Below are 17,621 nucleotides of genomic sequence, written 5' to 3'. Positions count from 1 at the left end.
GTATCGCAGTACCGAAGGCGCCTATGCATACCCCCCAGCCCCCTGAAACCTTGACCGTGCTTTATGACGGGGCCTGCCCCTTGTGTCGCCGTGAAATCGCCCACATGCGTCGCTTGGCTGACGGCGAGGCTGAGTCAGGTTTGTGTTTTTTGGATGTGAGTGCGGACACGTCCGCTTGCAGTGAGGCTGAGCGGTCAGCGCTTCTAGCCCGGTTTCATGTGCAGCAGGCTGATGGCACCCGCCTCAGTGGTGCGCAGGCTTTTGTGGCGATGTGGGCCCGCCTGCCCGGTTGGCGATGGCTGGCCAGGCTGGCCCGTTTACCGGGCGTAACGCCGGTACTTGAGTTGGCGTACCGTGGTTTCCTGCGGGTTAGGCCAGCGCTTCAAAAACTGGCTCACCGGATGGATGGCAACCCGCCCTGAAATCGGTTTGTGCCCACGGGCACTGTGAGTGTTTTTCGCATCCCCTCGTTTTCCACACCGATGAGGGCTTCGTCGGTGACGCTCTGGGCATACTTCCAGGTCACAGTCAGCGCCGTTCTGCTCATCTCGAGCAAGGCAAACCCCTTGGTTTTCAGTTCGCTGTATTTGATGTGGGGGTTCAGCACGGGCAGTGCTGCGGACACCAGGTCGGCCACTTCATCCGGAAAACCAGAGGAGGTCACCGAGGGCGTGACCACTTCGACACCAAGGCTGCGCTGTAGCGCTGTGCCGCCAATCACCGACATGGGGTTTTCAAACAGTTCAATGGCCCAACTGGTGTGAATGTCGCCTGTCAGCACCAGCAGGTTGTCGATGCCAATGTCTTTGATCATGTTGAATACGCGGTTGCGCTCGGCCACGTAGCCGTCCCACTGGTCCATGTTCACCGCTGCGATATTGCCCAGCAAACTTTGGTCAAGCACTTTCAGTTGAGGCAACTCCAGCAGGTTGAGTTGGCCAAACATCACTTGTTGTCCCAAGGTGGTCCAAATGCTGTTGGTTTGTTTGGCTGCATACAGGCGGTCGCTGAGCCAGCGGCGTTGTTCAAGCCCAAGCAGGTTGCGGTCGGGGTTGAAGCGGTCAGGGTCCACTGCGGCGATCGACGCTTGTTGGTCGCGCCCGATGATTCGGGTGTCCAGCATGATCAAGCTGCACAAATCACCGATCTGAAAATCGCGGTAAATGACTTCGCGGGGGTCGGGCTCAAACGTGTTTGCGTTCCGGCTGAAACGCTCACGCAGTGGCATCCAGTTGAAGTAGGTGCGGATGGCAATCGTCCGCCGGACAGCATAGTCACCTTCATCGGCTTGGTGGTTTTCCGCGCCGTCCTTGTAGGCGTCGTTGGTAATTTCATGGTCATCCCACACCGCGATCATGGGGTGTGTGGCGTGCAGGGCCTGCAACTCGGGGTCGCGCTTGTATTGTTGGTGGCGCTGCACATAGTCGGTGAGGTTGACCATTTCACGTGGTGGCTGCGGCGTACGCGCTACACCGTTGCGGCTTAGTGTGTCGCCACCCGTGCCGTATTCATACAGGTAGTCGCCCAGATGCACCACGAAGTCCAAGGCTTCCCGGCGCACCATGTCGTACACCGAGAAGAAGCCAGCCGGCAGGTTGGAGCAGCTCATGGTGGCGAAGCGCACCTGTTGCACCTGCCCGTCTGGCAGGGTTTTGGCGCGGCCGATTCGCGAGCGTTGTGAGCCTGCCTTGAAACGATACAGCAGTGTTTGGTTGGCCGGCAGTGGTGTCATTTCGCCCACAGCGAATGGTGTGCCGGCATACAGTGCTTGGTTACCCAAGTCCACTTTCACCGTGAAGTCGCGTGCCTTGACCGCCAGAAATTCGCCCAGTTGTTGAACGTTTCCCTGTTCAAACAGGGCCGCCCAGGTGCTGCTGTCCTCGGGGGCAGCGTTCACGCGCACCACTTCCAGGACGACAGGGATCTGAGTCACAGTGTCGTTGGCCGGGGCCACCGCAGTCCACAGGATGACTTCATGCGCAGTGGGGTCGCCGCTGGCCACGCCCCAGGGGAAGGCAGCGGTGCTGTTGATCAAAGGGTCTGCCACTTCGGCTGGGGTCACGTTGTTTCCCGATGAGGTGCCTGAGGCGATTGTGGTGTTGTCGCTGTTGCACGCCACCAGGGTGGGCAGGGAAAGGCCAGTGATTCCGGCTTTGAGAAAGAAACGGCGGTCCATGGTTCGGTGCGTGGCAGTGCAAACAACCAAAGAACGTATCAGGCCTGTGTTGCAGGCGTTTTACGGGCCGGGTTACGTGGTGGGTGGCTTGGATTGTTGCAGTTTGATGCCTTGTCATTTGGTGGTTTTGTTCGACTACGGCGCGCAGGCCCGCCAGTAGCAGGCAAGCCTGAAGGAAGTCTGCAATCGGGCTTTTCTGGAGAACCAAGGCCATGTTCCACCGTCAATCCCCCCTCAAGCCAGTGGTGCTGTGCGCTGCGCTGTGCCTGCTTCTGTCGGCGTGTATATTTGGCAGCGGGGACAATGGCAGCCAAGCTGTGGATTCACCATCGCCTACATCGCCCAGTGAGGTGGATGGGTTCGCTGTGGATGCCGGTGAAGATGTGGTGGCGGATGAAGGCTCAACCATTCAATTGTCAGTCAGCATCCGCAGAACGGCCGAGCGCAGTGTGCGCAGCATTCAGTGGACACAGGCGGATACCGAGCCCGTGCGTGCAACTTTCCCGGATGGTGCAGAGCAAGCCAGTGTTCGTGTTGAACTGCCCCAAGTGGAGCAAACAACCCGATTGAGCTTCAAGGTCACGGTGGTGAATGACTTGGGCCAGACCTTGCAGGATGGGGTGTCGGTCACCGTCAATAACACCTTGCCCAACCGTTTGCCGGTGGCGCGCCTGACTGCGCCGCAAAGGGTGTCCGCCGCTGATCGCCAAGTGCGGCTGGATGGCTGTGCTTCCACCGACCCTGATGGGCAAGTGACTGCTTACACCTGGCGCCGCTTGGCCCCAGGCTCAACACGTGAGCTTGAGCCCCGCACCTGTGCGATTGACGCGCCATTGGACCCTGCGAATGTAACCCCCACCGACTACACCTTTGAGTTGGTGGTGACCGACAATGCCGGTGCGCGAAGTGCAGCCACCACTGCGGTGGTTCAGCAGGAGGCGACGCCCCGCAATGGCGCCCCGGTGATTCAGTCTGTGTCTGTCGACCCACAACCCACGTACACCGGCGATGTGGTGGTGATGACCGCCACAGCCACTGACCCTGATGGCAACCCCATTCAGTATCTATGGACGCAGGACAGTGGCGATGCCGTGCAACTGAGCGACAAAACCAGTGCGACTGTCCGTTTTGTGGCCCCGGCCCGTGCGCAGCCTTTGAGGTTTCGTGTGCAGGTGCGCGATGCCTCAACCACAGTGGCTGATGCCGACTCGCGATTGGTGGACGTGAGCGTGGGCGATCGCCCCAAATATGCCCCAGTAAGCCCTCAGCAATGCTTGCGTAACCCTGCACTGGAGGGCTGTGGTGCAGCACTGAAGCATTTCATTCCCGCCAACCCCTTGACCCCCGGCCTTGGCCTTACCCCCGTGGTGGACAGCGCAGGGGTTTGCACACCCGACAGCCAGGAGAGTTGGCCGCATTTCTGGGGGGCTTTGCATGAACACACCGCCTATTCCGATGGCACTGCGTTGACGAAACCTGCCGATGTGTATGCCCGAGTGGCCTCGAAAGGGTTTGACTTCGCCATCAGCACAGACCATTCGGACAACCTGGGGTTGCCGATTCCTGTGACTGTGGGTAAAGATCCGCAGTTCTGCCTCACCAGCCCCTTGGCCTGCGCCTTGTCTGACCCAGAAGACTTGGCCTCCAACTTCATGAAATGGGACAGCACAGCCAAGCAGGCCCAAGCCGCCACTCATGCAACGTTCACGGCGATGCGCGGCTTTGAATGGACTTCGGACCGGTTTGGACATGCCAATGTGCTGTTTTCGACGCATTACATCAACCCTAAAACAGGCCCGGGTTACCTGCTCAGCATGGACGCGTTTTGGGCCTGGTTCTTGACCCCTGCAGCGCTGGGCGGTGGCCAGGACGGCGTGATGCTGTTCAACCACCCGGGGCGTGAAGATGCACTTCACAGTGTGCTGACCCAAACCCCGCTGGGCGGGGACCCAGCGTATGTGTTCAACGACCTGGCCTACATTCCGGCAGCCGATTACCGGGTGGTGGGCATTGAGGTGTTTGGCAAAGGCGATGAGTACGACACGGGCGGCAAGAAGGGCAGTTGGCTGGCCTATGGTTTGGACAAGGGTTGGTACTTGGGTGCTGCGGGCAGTGAAGACCACCACGGCACGGAATGGGGCGAAGCCAATTTGCCCAAGACAGTGTTGATTGCACGGACGCGCCAGCAGGCCGACCTGCGTGAGGCTTTGCTGGCCCGCCGTTTCTACGCTGTGGCCCAGAATTTCAACGACCTGAAACTGGACATGATGGTGACGGACTCGCGCCGCGCTTACCCCATGGGTTCACGGATATCAACCCGAGACGCATCGGTGAATTTGCAACTGAAGTTGTCGGGGCGGCCCGGTCGAGATAATCCGATTGACCCTGCCAAAGTGGTGTTTGAAGTCCTCAGTTCCCACGCTGACAACAGCGAGGCTTACCGGGTGTTCAAAAGCGCGCAAGGCCCAGTGGCGCAATTGTCCATTCCGGTGCGCAGCCGGCAGGATTGGTTGTTCGTCCGGGTGCGGGATTCCGCCACCAAAGCCATTTTGGCGGTGAGTTCGCCCGTGTGGGTCAAGCCGGGCAGTGTGCCCTTGCCCGCGTGCAATCCATCGCGTTGAAGGGGGTAAACCATGAAAGCAGCCGCAAGCCTTTGGGCCTGGTGCATGTTGGTCGGGCTGTTTGCTTGCACCACCGATTCACCTGTGTTGCCTGCAACGGTGGCGACAACCGGGGTGTTTCAGGCTGCGCAGGCCTTGCCGCAAGAAAACACCGACACGCCTGAAGAGGGTGTCTCGGAATTCATCATCAATGGTCAGGCCATCAACGAGTCCAGTGGCTTGGCCCGTTCCATTCGGAAGCCCGGCATGTACTGGACTCACAACGACAGCGGAGGCAACACGGCGGTGTATGCCTTGAGCAGTCAAGGCGGGCATGTGGCCACCTTTCACCTGCAGGGTTTGGGCGTCACCAACCTGGATTGGGAAGACATGACCAGCGCTGTGCTGGACGGCCAGCCGGTGCTTCTGGTGGCCGATGTGGGTGACAACAATGCGTTGCGGCCGTTTGTGACGGTGTACCAAATGCCCGAGCCAGAGTTTGAAGTGGCCCGATACGGCATCGTGTCGGATGTGGTCAATGTGACTGCGGTGTACCAGTTGGTGTTTCCGGATGCACGGCCACGGGATGTGGAGTCGATTGCAGTCGATTCGGCCACACGAACTGCTTACCTCATCAGCAAGCGCGAAGCGCAGCCGCGCCTGTTTTCTTTTGAATTGAACGCCAAGCCATTGAACAGCACTGTGCCAGTGCCCGGGGTTCTCAAAGACTTGGGGCCGATCAACATTCCCCGCGCGCCAGCAGGCTTTGAAGGCAACCCGAACAGCTTCAATTGGGTCACCACGATGGACATCAGCGCCGATGGCCGCAGTGTGTACGTGGGCACCTTGATGAACGGTTACGTATATGCGCGGCAGGCCAGTGAGACCATACAGCAAGCCTTGAGCCGAAGCCCGAAAGCCCTTCGACTTCCGGACTATTCACAGATTGAGGCTGGGGCGTTTACTTCGGATGCCCGCGCGGTGGTCATCACCAGCGAGAATGTGCCTGCGCGCATGGCCCGAATACCTGTGCCGCGCCCATAAAACCTCACGGGTGGGTATAGTGGTCGGCTGATGTGCCAAAGCCACCAAGAACCCGATGAGAAAGCGCCCGCTGACCCTTCATGAGTTGACCGACCTGGCCAATACGGACAGGCAGGCCCGAGTGTCCGTAGCAGACTCAGGCCGGCAATATTTTGCCTCGGGCCGATTGCTCAACCTGGCGGTGGGCCCTTGGCTTTTGCTGAGCACCGGCTCATTGCGCGGACTTGCCGCCATGAAAGCCTCAGTGCAATCGAGCCCTGCAGTGACCATTGAATTGCGGCTCGCAGGTCAATCGGCCTCCGAGGAGTCCCAAGGCCTGCGCAGGGCCTTTCGGCTCAAAGCCGGACACATGCTGGTACTGGGCAGCAATCGAGACAATGAGTGGCGTGTGGCCGCACCGCCTCAAGCAGACTTTGACACCGTGTCTTTCGCTTTTCTGCCCGAGATGGAGGCGCATTTGCAGGTGTTTGCGCCAGCGCTGGCCAAGGGCTTGACGCGGTTGCGTCAGCAGGAGCACCAGATTCAAATGCCGATGCCCCCGGACATCGCCTTGTTGGCACAGCGATGCCTGACCTTGAAGGCTGACCGTGAGGACAGCCGTGTGCTTGCATGGGCTTGGGCCTTGGAATTGTTGCAGGCCCTGTCCCGGCTTGCCCCCTTGCGTGATTGGATGGGTGAACAAGCGACCACCAGTGGGCCATCAGACCGTTTGCAGCAGGCCCTTGAATTCATCCGGCAGAACCCCACAATCAGCCTGAAGCCCGGCGATGTGGCGCGCCATTGCCTGATGGCCACCAGCTCGCTGCACCGGCTGTTTGCGGACGGGCATCACAGCACGGTTGCGAATGCCATACGACATCAGGCCTTGTTGCAAGCCCATGCCTTGATTCGGGGCGGGGTACCAGTCAATCAGGTGGCCAAGGCGGTGGGCTATGCCACGCCAGAGGCCTTTGCCCGCGCGTTTCGAGCCCGGTTCGGCGTCAATCCCAGTGCAGTGTTGATACTGAATAACTGATTGTTGATAGGGAAAGACGGTTCTTTGGCTTCCCTTTGGCACGCCGCAGAGATACAGTGAGCGTCTTTCGTAATAGAAATGATTCTCATATGTGTTACAGTAAATTCGCGTTCATACCCGGGCAAGTCAAACCGCTGGTGCTGGCGCTGGCGTTTTTAGGGGCTCAGCCGGTTTTGGCCAAAGACATCCCGGATCAGGAGTCTGCCGACCTTCCGCCGGTGGTTGTATCGGGTGAGCGCGCAGGCCGTGCCCTGAGTGACATTGCCCAAGGGGTCAGTGTGGTGGACGGAGCTGCAGCCGATGTGCTCACTGCCGGGTCCGAGCTGAACCCTGTGATTGCGCGTACCCCCAACGCATTTGTTCAAGGGCCCAGCGAGTTACCCACTTTGCGCGGTGTCCAGGGGGGAGGGCCCGGTGGTTTGAACTCGGCAGCCATCACCGGTTCACTGTCCCGATTGCCTTTGGTGGTTGACGGTGTGACGCGCATTCCCAGTCTGGTCAACAACAGTTTTTCTTCGCTGTGGGACGTCCGGCAGGTCGAGGTACTTCGCGGACCACAGTCGATCAACCGTGGGCGCACTGGCATTGCCGGGGCCATGGTGGTGGACACTTATGAACCCACTCGCCAATTCGAGGCCGCCACTCAGTTGGGTATCCGAATCAATGAGATCAGCGACCCCACGCAGCATTTCAATGCCATGGTGTCCGGGCCGATGGGTGACACGCTGGCCGGCCGCATCACGCTGGAGTCCACGAAGGGGAACGACCCTCGTCAAGTGGTCGGCGGCAATGCCCCGTTTCTGAGTGAGTATGACCAACTGCGATTGCGAGCCAAGCTCAATGGCGGCAGCGCGGCATCAACTGCATGGCAATGGTTGGCTGAGCATGAACAGGGACAGGCACCGCAGACCCGAAACTTTGTGGAGTTGCCCAGCCTCACTGGCCGCCCTTACGATGAACGTGCCGTGCGCAGCAATGCCGCCATTCGCGCCTTTGACACCCGAAGCAGCCTGCTGGCTTTCAAAACATGGACAGCCTTGGGCGACAACACCTTGGAGACGGTCAGCAGTTGGGGCACCAACCGATTCAGCCCCTTGCCGCAGCAGACGTTTATCAGTCGCTTGGGAGGCTTTGAAAGTCAGGTTGCAACGGATGCCCTGATTCGTTTCAATGCAGGGCAGACAGTGAAAGCAGCAGGCACCTGGACTGGGCTGGTGGGTTTGGGTTATGAGGGACGTGATCAGGAGTTCGACGCCACTGGGGCTCCGTTGCTGGCCAGCATCGATGTCAAGTCCAACACCTTCGCTATGTATTCCGACTTTACTTACGCGCTGCGCAATGATTGGCGATTGCAATTGGGTGGGCGCTTGCAGCAGTTCTCGGACACCCGAACCATTGCCACCACGGTCCTGTTTCCTCCGCCTACCGCTCCAGTCAGTGGCCGCACCGAGCGTGACACCGATGAGCTGTTGCTCTTGCCCTCCATTGGTTTGATTCACGACCTGGATGAGGTCAACACCTTGGGGGCAAGCCTCAGGCGCGGATTCACCCCGGGCGGCGTGTCAGTGAACGCTTTCACAGGGCAGGCTTACCAGTATGACCGCGAGACGGTGTGGACCAGCGAATTCACATGGCGCAACCGGGCCAGAAAGAACCTTGATTTGGGCCTCACCGTTTTTTACAACCAGTTCGACAACCCACAGTTCTATGGTGAGGTGGTGCCGGGCAATCGATTGAGCCTGCAAGTATTCAACCAGACTGAGGCCCGCTCCTTCGGCGCCGAGTTGGATGCCAAATGGCAAGCTACACGCGACATTCGGATTGACGCTGCCTTGGGGCTTCTGAACACGGAGATTACCCGGGCTGCCAGCGCCACGCCCAATGCCCAGGGCAAGGGCTTTGGACAAGACCCGTCATGGACAGCCTCAGTGGGGGCTTTGTGGAACTTGCCGGGGCGTTGGTCCGTGGATGGACGCGTGAATCACATTGCGCGGGCCTACAACGATTTCAACAACACTCCGGGTACTGAAGTGGGCGACTACACCATCGTGAATGCGGGGGTCAGCTACCGCATGAAGTCCTCTCAGCTGAGGGTGTTTGTGAACAATGCGCTGGATGAAACCGCGTTCACCCGGTTGGTCAGTGGCGCAGGGGCTGATGTGATTGCACCGCGTGAATTGGGCGTGTCATGGACCGTCTTTTTTGACTGAGGAAAATGATGTCAGCGTCTGTATCAGCAAAGCACCACGCGACGATGCTTGCACCCTGGTTGGCAATGCTGGCAATGTCCAGTTCCTTGATCGGGCAGTTCATCGTCTTCGGCGTGCCCCTATTCATGCGTGAGGCCGGGGCCAGTTCCAAGGACATCGGTCTGGTGTTTTTGGCCGCCATTCCCTTTGTAGCGCGTTTTCTGTGGGCGCCATTGTTGGACCGCCGGGGGCTGGCAAGGCAGGGCCATTACCGTTCCTGGGTGTTGGGTACCCAGTGCCTGATTGTGCCCGTGCTGATTGGCCTGGCTTTGCTGAGCCCCGCGACCGACACTGTTCAGATTGTCGGGTGCCTGATGGCCTTGGCTGTGTTGGTGGGCACACAAGTCATGGCCGTGGATGCCATCACGGTGCAACATGTGTCGACATCAGACACCCCGAGAGTGTTGGCCTGGCAAAAAGCGGGCAGTGCATTGGCTGGCTTCACACTGGGGGGTGTGTTGATCTATGCCTTGGGCCATTTGGGCTGGTTCGCGGTGGTACTCAGCCTGGCTGCCGTGCACAGTGCAGTGTTGCTTGTGTTGTTGGCCAAGGCATCGCTGGACCGTGGGCTTCATGCCAGCCCGACGCCTTCAAGTTGGTCCCTTCAACGCTATGTGTCGGTGTTTCGTCGGCCAGGTGTTGTGCTCGTTTTTGCAGTCACGTTGTTGGTGACCATGGGTGCTGACATTCCCTACGCCATGAAATCCATCCTGCTCAAAGACGCTGGCTTTACCGTGTCACAGTCGGGTTTGGTGGGCATTTGTCTCGGAAACCTGAGCGGTTTGCTGGCGGTGTTGTGTATTCGCCCATTGATCGAGAAGCAGGGTGGCCTGACCATGCTTGTTTGGATTGGGCTTGTGTCTGTCGGCTTGGCGGTGGCGTACTTGCTGCTTGCACCGGTGTGGCCTGTACAGTGGTTGACCGCGGTGTTTGTGGTCTCTGCAGGCGCTTTGGTGTATGGCGCCAGTGTGTGCGAGAGTGCTTTGCTTTATCCGCGTGTCGACAAAGCGAACCCAGCCAGTGAAGTATCTGCATTCAACGCGGGGCAGGGTGTGTTGCTATTGACCATCAACAGCCTGGCCACCCAGCAACTGGATACCTTGGGGTTATCGGGAATTCTGGTGTTGGCCTGTGGGGTCAGTGTGGCCGGTGTGGTTCTGGGCGCTGCACGCCGACAACAGGTGGCGGTATGAAACACATCACCGCAGTGGCCGCATTGCCCGACGCAGCCCGGGCATTCGCTGCGTTGAAAGCGCATTTGCTGGCTGACCACCGCAACCCTGCGATCAACACGGATACCCAGGTGCGTGTGGTGTTGGAAGGCAATGCCCTGGACATGCGGTGTGAAGGGGAACAACTGATGTTTTCCATAGAGGCCCGCAACGACAACATGCTGTACTTCATTCGTGAAGCGGTGGTGGAGCATCTCGCCGAGTTGAACGCTGAACAAGCCGAGGCCTTGTTGTGGTCGGATGGGTCGGCACAGGCCAGCCACCCGCCCAATTTTCAGGTGCTGACCCTGTTGCGCAAGTTTTGGGTTGCACCCGGTCTGTTGCGAATGACGTTGCTCAGCCCTGATGCTGCCCGCCTGTTGCATGACGGCCTGCACGTGAAATTGATGGTGCCCTTGCAGGCTGACGTGGTGGCCCGCTGGCCTGAGGTTGCGCCCAATGGGAAGACGAACTGGCCCAAGGGGGAGTACAGGCTGGTGGTTCGCTATTTCACCTTGAGGGATGTGCGGCCCGACGCTCAGGAAGTGGACATTGATGTGATGGAACACGTCGGCGGCCATGTTTTCGAGTGGGGCCTTCAAGCCCGGGCTGGAGATGAGTTGGGCATCATGGGGCCCGGCGGTGGGCTGCCACCAGAGCCCGGTCGCACGGTCCTTTTTGTGGCAGACCGCACTGCACTGCCCACGGTGGCGCGCATCGCCAATCTTCAAACGGACCTGAACGCACAGGTGTTGGCCTTGGTGCCGGACGGCTGGCCAGTGCTGGAATACTTGGGCACCTCACCTTGGCCTGTGACACCGGTGAACGAACACCTGTCACCTGAAGACCTGCAAGCACTGATTCATGCCGAGGTATCTGCCCGGCAAACGGACCTGTTGTGGTTTGGTGGCGAACATGGCCATTACCGCCTGCTGAAGCAAACCACATGGCCCGTGCACGTGAAGGACACCGAAGTGGTTTGTTTCTGGAAACGGGGCGGCTCTCGGGATGCGGTGGGCCACGACTGATTCACTTGAGCACGCTCCACGTTGGGAATTGGACAGTCTGTGATTGATGGGTTATTATAAATAATAACAACTATCATTCGCAGTAAATCCAATCCGAATTCTGGAGTTTTTCCCATGCAGTTTCCCCAAAAGCCGCTTGTGCTGGCCCTGTCCATTGCATTGTCCCCAGTTTTGCACGCCCAAACCGAACAGTTGCCTGACGTGAAAGTGTCAGCCAGTGCAGACGCCTCTGCCGAAGGCCTTGCGCCAGCCTATGCTGGTGGGCAGGTGGCCAAAGGCAACCGTGTGGGGGTGCTGGGCAACCAGTCCAACATGGACACGCCTTTCACAGTGACCGGCTATACCAGCGAGTTGATTGAAAACCAGCAGGCCGCCAGCGTGGGCGATGTGTTGCTGAACGACCCAGCCGTGCGCGTGGCTCGTGGTTTCGGCAACTTTCAGCAGCTTTACCTGATTCGTGGCTACCCGGTGTATTCCGATGACATGTCGTACAACGGGCTGTATGGCCTGTTGCCCCGCCAGTACTTCGCCGCAGAATTGGTCGAGCGCATTGAGGTACTGCGTGGTGCCAACACCTTTCTGAATGGCGCTGCGCCCGGCGGTAGCGGTTTGGGTGGCGCCATCAACGTGTTGCCCAAAAGGGCCCCCAACACCGATTTGAACCGCCTGACCTTGGGCGTTCAAAACGGTGGGGAAGTGCTTGCAGCGGGCGATTTCGCCCGCCGTTCTGACGATGGCAGCAAAGGCATCCGCGCCAATGTGGTCAAGCGCGATGGCGCAAGCCCCGTGGACGGCGAGAAGCGCAGCCTTGACCTGGCGTCGCTGGGTATGGATTTCCGCAGTGCCGACCTGCGCTTGTCTGCCGACGTGGGCTACCAGAACCACAAGCTCAAGGGCACCCAGCCCAACATCACCTTTGGCGCTGGGGTGCCCGTACTGCCCGCACCCGATGCGAGCCGCTCTGTGGCACAGCCATGGACCTACTCCAACGCCGAAGACGTGTTTGCCACCGTGCGTGCTGAATACGACTTTAACGACACCGCCACAGGCTGGGTGGCGGCGGGTTTCCGTCAGGCGCAGGAAACTACTCGCACGGCCAACCCCACGGTCAATGACACCGCAGGCAACACCAGCGCATTCCGTTTTGACACCGCCCGCGAGGACGATGTGCGCACTGGTGAGGCTGGGGTGCGTTTCAAATTCAAGACCGGTGGTGTGTTGCACAACCTGAGCACCTCGGTCAGCGCGTTTTCTTTGGACATCAAGAGTGCGTTTGCCTTTTACCTGGACCCAATCAACAGCAACCTGTACCGCCCTGTGAACAGCCCTTTGGTGGGCAGCATTCTGTTCCCGGGTGGGGGCAACCTGTCGTCCCCGTTGCCGACGACCAAAACAGAAACCCGCAGCTTGGCCGTGGCCGATACCTTGGGCTTCATGGATGAGCGCTTGCTGCTCACGCTGGGCCTGCGTCATCAGGACATTCGCCAGGAAGCATTCAGTTCGGCCAATGGCGCACAAACCAGTGCCTACAATTCCAGCCGCGTCACGCCCGTCGGCGGCGTGGTGTTCAAGTTGAACCCCACCACCTCGCTGTTTGCCAATTACATCGAAGGTTTGGTGCCGGGCGAAACCGCGCCGACTACGGCTGCGGGCGGTGGTGTGGTCACCAATGGTGGACAGGTGTTCAAGCCTTATGTGACCGAGCAGGTTGAGGCCGGTGTGAAATGGGACCTGGGGCAGGTGGGTGCATCGGCCAGCGTGTTTCAAAGCACACGCCCCGTCTATGGTTTGAATGGCTTGACTTACGGTGAAGTGGGCGAGCAAGAGAACCAGGGCTTGGAACTGTCGGCTTATGGTGTGGTGTTGCAGCGCTTGAAGCTGTTGGGGGGCGCCAGTTTTCTGTCGACTGACCTGAATGGCAAAAAGGGCATTGGTTCTCCGCCAGCCCAATTCAATGTCAATGCTGAATGGGACCTGGAACAGGTGCGCGGCATGGCACTGGAAGGCCGTGTCATTCATACGGCGGGCCAGTATGCAAATGCCGCCAACACTCAAGTGCTGCCCTCGTGGAACCGGCTTGATGTGGGTGTGCGTTATGCCATGCCAGTTGGGCAATCACGCATGCTGACGCTGCGTGCCCGCTTGGACAATGTGGCGGACAAAAGTTACTGGGCATCCGCCGGTGGCTTTCCCGGTGCGGGTTACCTGACAGTGGGCCAGCCACGCACGCTGACCATGTCTGCTACGGTGGATTTCTGACAGGGGTAGCTTGTGGCTGTGGGTTCGATGAAAGCCTGGGTGTGGATACACCGCTGGACCAGCCTCATCTGCACCGTGTTCATGATTGTGTTGAGCCTGACTGGCTTTCCGTTGATCTTCGAACACGAGCTGGATGAATGGCTGGGCGAAACCATTCATGTGCCCGACTTGCCGGGTGTGACGCAGCGGGCCAATCTGGACAATGTGCTGGCCACCGCAGTGTCCCACTACCCCGACAAAGGCGGCATGTTCATGTCGCAAGACCAGGACGATGACCGCGTGTGGTACGTCACCTTGGCCCCTGCACCGGACAGCGAAAGTGGAATCAAGCAAGTGGCTGTGGATGCCCGCAGCGGAGACGCTTTGGGCCAACTGCGCCTGGAAGGCGGCGTGATGAATGTGATTGAGTCCATTCACGTTGACCTGCTGATGGGGCTGCCGGGCATGCTGTTTCTTGGAGGCATGGGCGTTCTGCTGGTGTTGTCTCTGGTGTCGGGCGTGGTGGTGTATGCACCGTTTGCCCGCAAACCCGGTTTCGCGGCGGTGCGCCCTTCGCGGGGCAGCCGTGTGCGGTGGCTGGATGCCCACAATGCCTTGGGCATTGTCACGCTGGTGTGGTTCTTCGTGGTTGGGGGTACCGGGGTTATCAACGCGGTGGCGGATTTGCTGGTGAAGCAATGGCAGCGCACGGCGTTGGCCGAGTTGGTTCAACCCTATGCCGGCCACCCGATCAGCCCCGTGGAGGGCACCTTGAACCGGGCCGTGGAAGCAGCGCGCAAAGCGCAGCCCGACAAGCGGGTGCTGTTCATCGCCTTCCCGGGCACCAGCTTTGCCAGCCCCCATCACTATGGGGTGTACATGCGTGGCACAACCCCGTTGACAGCGCGATTGTCGACGCCTGTGCTGGTGGATGTGCGCAGTGGCGCGGTGGCCGCGGTGATGGAGATGCCGTGGACCCTGAAGCTGTTGCAGATTTCCCGCCCCCTGCATTTCGGTGATTACGGGGGAATGCCTTTGAAATGGATCTGGGCAGTCCTGAACCTGATGAGCCTTGTGGTGTTGTGCACTGGGCTGGTGTTGTGGTTCAAGCGGGGTGCGCGACATGCGCAATGACACGATGCAGGTATGGCTTGGCCCCGTGGTGACTGCGGTGGTCAGCAGCGCCGCCTTGGGGGCCGGTCTGCTGGGCGATGATTGGCAGGATTGGCTGTCGTGGTGCGGGCTTGGTGGCGTTGGCCTGCTGTGCACCTTGGTGCTTTGGCGTTGGCGGCAGGCTCGCCTGTCTGCGGAGCAAAGCGCTACGCCCCACCGTAGCTGAATTCAAGCAGGGTGACTTGATTCCCGACTTCAAATAAATGATAATGATTATCATTAACAAGAGAGGTTGGAAATCACCATGCCCACCCGTGAATCGAATCCGTTCATCTCCGAGGTCTATCTGGGCCAAGCCGCAGAGTCACTTTTTCTGGCCCGCACTGTGTTGCAAGGGGAGCCCGAACCCTGCGGGTCCCGACGCCGCCGTTTGTGGGAACTGGCACCCACTGCGCAGTGCCCCGTGGTCGGCATTTGTTTGCCGATGGCTTGGGTTCGCAAATTTGTCACGCGCCAAATGGGGCCGGGCAGCCCATCAACCGACTATGAATTGCACTGCGCGCTGGTGGTGGCTTGCAAAAGCCGCACGGCCTTGAGCAAGCAGGTTCAAGACGAATTAGACCGCCGCTATGCCGTGGCCCTGCGAACTGTGGCCAGTATCAAGACGCGTGAGGCCTTGGTGCAGCACTGGCGCAGCCATGAGAACCAGTCGGGCTACGCAGGGTTGTTCTGGTCGGTGCTGACGCACCCGCGTTGCGATGCTGACCTTGAGTTTCTGGTGCTGGGCCATGCACACATGCTGCAGCACCAAGCGGGTTGCGAACGCCATGACCGTGAAGAGACCTTAAAAGCCAGCCAGAAAACCCAGGACGAACTTAGCCAGCGGTTGCGTGTGTTGACTGAACGTTACCAAGCGGTGCAAGCCGAGCTGGCCGCAGCACATGCCGCACATCAGAAGGTGGTGGCCAGCCTTCAGGCGGAGTTGGCTGCAGTGCAGCCCGGCCCTTCGGTGCTGCCCAGTGTTGATGCGCAGGCGTGGGTGAATGAACGGCAGGCCATGGCACGCGACATGGAGCGTCTGCAGCGCCGCCTGTCGGCGATGCGCGGTGAATGTGATCAGAAGCTTCATGAGCGCGACCGCATCATTCTGTCTTTGCAGGCGCGTTTGGATGCAGCGTCGGACATGGCGTGCGCGGCTGAATCCCGCATGGTGCCGTGCCCCCTCGAGCTGGCCAACCGCTGCATCTTGTGCGTGGGCGGGCGGCCTTCAGCCGTGCCGCAGTACCGGGCGGTGGTTGAGCAGCAGGGCGGGCGCTTTCTGCATCACGATGGTGGACAGGAAGAGGGGTTGGCTGTGCTGGATGCGCGATTATCCAGTGCCGATGTGGTGATATGCCAGGCAGGCTGCGTCAGCCATGAGGCTTACTTTCGGGTGAAAGACCACTGCAAACGCCGCGGTGTACCCTGTCTGTACCTGAGCAAGTCCAGCACCACAGCACTGGTGCGGGCGCTTCAACAGGTCACCCCGTCGTCACAGTGATTCCACAAACTTGATCAGTGCAGCTCGGTCGGCCTTGCTCAGGCTTCGAAACTGCGACTGACTGGCTTCAGCTTCGCCGCCGTGCCACAGGATGGCTTCTTCAACGCCATTGGCCCGTCCGTCGTGCAACAGCCGTGTGTGTCCATTCACGCTTTTGATCAAACCGATGCCCCACAGCGGTGGGGTTTTCCATTCGCGACCGTTGGCCAGAAAGTCATCGCGGCCATCGGCAAGGCCATCACCCATGTCATGGAGCAACAGGTCGGTGTATGGCCAAATCAACTGGTTCTCCAGTTTGTGGCTGCTCAAGGTGGGGAAGGGCACCGGGCCTGTGGTGTACGAAGGCCGGTGGCAGGCAGCGCACTGGGCTTCATGGAACAGTGCACGGCCACGCACCACCTCGGGGTTCTTCACTGCCCTTGCGGCCGGGGGGGCGAGTGTGGCTTGATAAAACACCACCTCAGCCAGCCCGCGCTCGTCGATTTCAGGTTGCCCCGGTTTGCCGCCGCGTGGTGCGGACAGACAGTCGGCTTGCACCGATGTACATGGCTCTTTTGGAAACAGGCTGGAGGTGATGCCGATGTCCCCGGCAAATGCGCCAGCCGTTTGGTGCATCAGCGTGGCCACATTGGCTTTCCAGCCAAAGCGCCCCAAGCGTTCCTGGCCCGTGTAGGCGTCGTGCACCCGGTTGAGTCGACCACTGATGCCGTCCGTGCGCTTGGCCTGGCTGTTGACGTTGTCCAGCAGAGACGAATCAGGGATTGCCTCCAACAGGCCCACACCAATCAATTGTGGCGCGATGCGCGGGCTGATGCGGGTGTCCGGGTGCATGGGGCCGTAATTGAGTTGGCTGAAGGAATACACCGGGCGCATCAGCGTGAAACGGGTACCGTCCTTGTATTGCCCATGCACCGGTTCGTAGCGGATGGCCACTTGCCCTTCGGGTTTAACTCCGTCCACCGCGGCGTTGTTGAATTGGTCACCGTAGGTGGGTTCGGGCACCACACCCAGAGTCGGGTCGCTGCCGGGTATGGACAGGCGGATCAGCAAGTCCACCGGTTGTTCACTGCTCAGGCGGTTTTTGATGGACGGCGGTTCCCCGCGACCATCAAAGGCATGACAGGCGCCGCATGACCGCGCGATGAAGTGTGGCCCAAGCCCGTCACGTGCGGTGGTGGAAGCGGGTGCTTGAACCCAGTTGCGTTTGAAAAAGGAATTGCCTATGGCAAAGCGTGTGCGCTCTGCATTGTCTAGGTTGGCCGCTGGAAATGAAAATGCATTTTTGCCATCGGCGAATACGGTGGCATCGCCCGCTGTCCGCTCGGCGTCCCCGGCGGACGTGTCCGGCCCCGAGGTTGCCGCTGCACAACAGGCCAGCAGGGCGAGGGCAAGCAGTCGTTTCATGGT

General features: G+C 59.7%; 13 protein-coding genes. 11 read left to right on the top strand and 2 right to left on the bottom strand.

Annotation, left to right across the window (positions count from 1 at the left end; genetic code table 11):
* The first annotated feature begins 23 nt into the window (after positions 1-23).
* Positions 24-422 (top strand): thiol-disulfide oxidoreductase DCC family protein, encoded by a 399-nt coding sequence (locus ACK4FF_RS10240; protein WP_409708438.1) that lies wholly within the window; start codon positions 24-26, stop codon positions 420-422.
* Here the strand turns inward: ACK4FF_RS10240 and ACK4FF_RS10235 are convergent.
* The gene (locus ACK4FF_RS10235) at positions 395-2,176 is read right to left on the bottom strand and encodes an alkaline phosphatase D family protein (RefSeq protein ID WP_409708435.1); all 1,782 of its coding nucleotides are present in this window, start codon (positions 2,174-2,176) and stop codon (positions 395-397) included. The genes ACK4FF_RS10240 and ACK4FF_RS10235 overlap by 28 nt on opposite strands.
* Before the next feature lie 212 nt (positions 2,177-2,388).
* Here ACK4FF_RS10235 and ACK4FF_RS10230 point away from each other — a divergent pair, with 212 nt between their 5' ends.
* From ACK4FF_RS10230 to ACK4FF_RS10185, 10 genes are all read left to right on the top strand, one after another.
* On the top strand, positions 2,389-4,797 hold the full coding sequence (locus ACK4FF_RS10230) for a PKD domain-containing protein (protein WP_409708432.1): 2,409 nt from the start codon (positions 2,389-2,391) through the stop codon (positions 4,795-4,797).
* Between the two features lie 12 nt (positions 4,798-4,809).
* Positions 4,810-5,820 (top strand): hypothetical protein, encoded by a 1,011-nt coding sequence (locus ACK4FF_RS10225; protein WP_409708428.1) that lies wholly within the window; start codon positions 4,810-4,812, stop codon positions 5,818-5,820.
* Positions 5,821-5,875: 55 nt separating this feature from the next.
* Positions 5,876-6,835 carry a helix-turn-helix domain-containing protein gene (locus tag ACK4FF_RS10220; RefSeq protein ID WP_409708425.1) on the top strand — a complete coding sequence of 320 codons (960 nt, stop codon included), beginning with the start codon at positions 5,876-5,878 and terminating at the stop codon, positions 6,833-6,835.
* An 89-nt stretch (positions 6,836-6,924) separates the two neighbouring features.
* The gene (locus tag ACK4FF_RS10215; protein WP_409708422.1) at positions 6,925-9,045 is read left to right on the top strand and encodes a TonB-dependent receptor; all 2,121 of its coding nucleotides are present in this window, start codon (positions 6,925-6,927) and stop codon (positions 9,043-9,045) included.
* Positions 9,046-9,119: 74 nt separating this feature from the next.
* On the top strand, positions 9,120-10,277 hold the full coding sequence (locus ACK4FF_RS10210; RefSeq protein WP_409708419.1) for an MFS transporter: 1,158 nt from the start codon (positions 9,120-9,122) through the stop codon (positions 10,275-10,277).
* Positions 10,274-11,323, top strand: coding sequence for a DUF2218 domain-containing protein (locus ACK4FF_RS10205; protein WP_409708416.1), 1,050 nt, complete (start codon positions 10,274-10,276; stop codon positions 11,321-11,323). Before ACK4FF_RS10210 ends, ACK4FF_RS10205 begins: the two co-directional genes overlap by 4 nt.
* A gap of 114 nt (positions 11,324-11,437) precedes the next feature.
* Positions 11,438-13,582 (top strand): TonB-dependent receptor, encoded by a 2,145-nt coding sequence (locus tag ACK4FF_RS10200; protein WP_409708413.1) that lies wholly within the window; start codon positions 11,438-11,440, stop codon positions 13,580-13,582.
* 27 nt (positions 13,583-13,609) lie between these two features.
* Positions 13,610-14,695 carry a PepSY-associated TM helix domain-containing protein gene (locus ACK4FF_RS10195; protein ID WP_409708410.1) on the top strand — a complete coding sequence of 362 codons (1,086 nt, stop codon included), beginning with the start codon at positions 13,610-13,612 and terminating at the stop codon, positions 14,693-14,695.
* Positions 14,685-14,900, top strand: coding sequence for a hypothetical protein (locus tag ACK4FF_RS10190; RefSeq protein ID WP_409708407.1), 216 nt, complete (start codon positions 14,685-14,687; stop codon positions 14,898-14,900). The genes ACK4FF_RS10195 and ACK4FF_RS10190 overlap by 11 nt, the downstream gene beginning before the upstream one ends.
* A gap of 78 nt (positions 14,901-14,978) precedes the next feature.
* The gene (locus tag ACK4FF_RS10185) at positions 14,979-16,214 is read left to right on the top strand and encodes a DUF2325 domain-containing protein (RefSeq protein ID WP_409708404.1); all 1,236 of its coding nucleotides are present in this window, start codon (positions 14,979-14,981) and stop codon (positions 16,212-16,214) included.
* Here ACK4FF_RS10185 and ACK4FF_RS10180 read toward each other — a convergent pair.
* The gene (locus tag ACK4FF_RS10180; RefSeq protein ID WP_409708401.1) at positions 16,206-17,618 is read right to left on the bottom strand and encodes a di-heme oxidoredictase family protein; all 1,413 of its coding nucleotides are present in this window, start codon (positions 17,616-17,618) and stop codon (positions 16,206-16,208) included. The two genes, ACK4FF_RS10185 and ACK4FF_RS10180, sit on opposite strands and share 9 nt — an antisense overlap.
* Between the last annotated feature and the right edge of the window lie 3 nt (positions 17,619-17,621).

The organism is Limnobacter sp., assembly GCF_046297615.1.
In the GTDB taxonomy this organism is placed as follows: Bacteria; Pseudomonadota; Gammaproteobacteria; order Burkholderiales; family Burkholderiaceae_B; genus Limnobacter.
The sequence above is the reverse complement of the archived record's forward strand: the minus strand, read 5'-3'. Positions and strand labels throughout refer to the sequence as shown.

Bases quoted from the DNA above. Each gene is read 5' to 3' on its own strand.
- ACK4FF_RS10190 (WP_409708407.1), top strand. From the start codon at position 14,685: ATGCGCAATGACACGATGCAGGTATGGCTTGGCCCCGTGGTGACTGCG.
- ACK4FF_RS10200 (WP_409708413.1), top strand. From the start codon at position 11,438: ATGCAGTTTCCCCAAAAGCCGCTTGTGCTGGCCCTGTCCATTGCATTG.
- ACK4FF_RS10215 (WP_409708422.1), top strand. From the start codon at position 6,925: ATGTGTTACAGTAAATTCGCGTTCATACCCGGGCAAGTCAAACCGCTG.
- ACK4FF_RS10195 (WP_409708410.1), top strand. From the start codon at position 13,610: ATGAAAGCCTGGGTGTGGATACACCGCTGGACCAGCCTCATCTGCACC.
- ACK4FF_RS10185 (WP_409708404.1), top strand. From the start codon at position 14,979: ATGCCCACCCGTGAATCGAATCCGTTCATCTCCGAGGTCTATCTGGGC.
- ACK4FF_RS10225 (WP_409708428.1), top strand. From the start codon at position 4,810: ATGAAAGCAGCCGCAAGCCTTTGGGCCTGGTGCATGTTGGTCGGGCTG.
- ACK4FF_RS10180 (WP_409708401.1), bottom strand. From the start codon at position 17,618: ATGAAACGACTGCTTGCCCTCGCCCTGCTGGCCTGTTGTGCAGCGGCA.
- ACK4FF_RS10230 (WP_409708432.1), top strand. From the start codon at position 2,389: ATGTTCCACCGTCAATCCCCCCTCAAGCCAGTGGTGCTGTGCGCTGCG.
- ACK4FF_RS10205 (WP_409708416.1), top strand. From the start codon at position 10,274: ATGAAACACATCACCGCAGTGGCCGCATTGCCCGACGCAGCCCGGGCA.
- ACK4FF_RS10235 (WP_409708435.1), bottom strand. From the start codon at position 2,176: ATGGACCGCCGTTTCTTTCTCAAAGCCGGAATCACTGGCCTTTCCCTG.
- ACK4FF_RS10240 (WP_409708438.1), top strand. From the start codon at position 24: ATGCATACCCCCCAGCCCCCTGAAACCTTGACCGTGCTTTATGACGGG.
- ACK4FF_RS10210 (WP_409708419.1), top strand. From the start codon at position 9,120: ATGTCCAGTTCCTTGATCGGGCAGTTCATCGTCTTCGGCGTGCCCCTA.
- ACK4FF_RS10220 (WP_409708425.1), top strand. From the start codon at position 5,876: ATGAGAAAGCGCCCGCTGACCCTTCATGAGTTGACCGACCTGGCCAAT.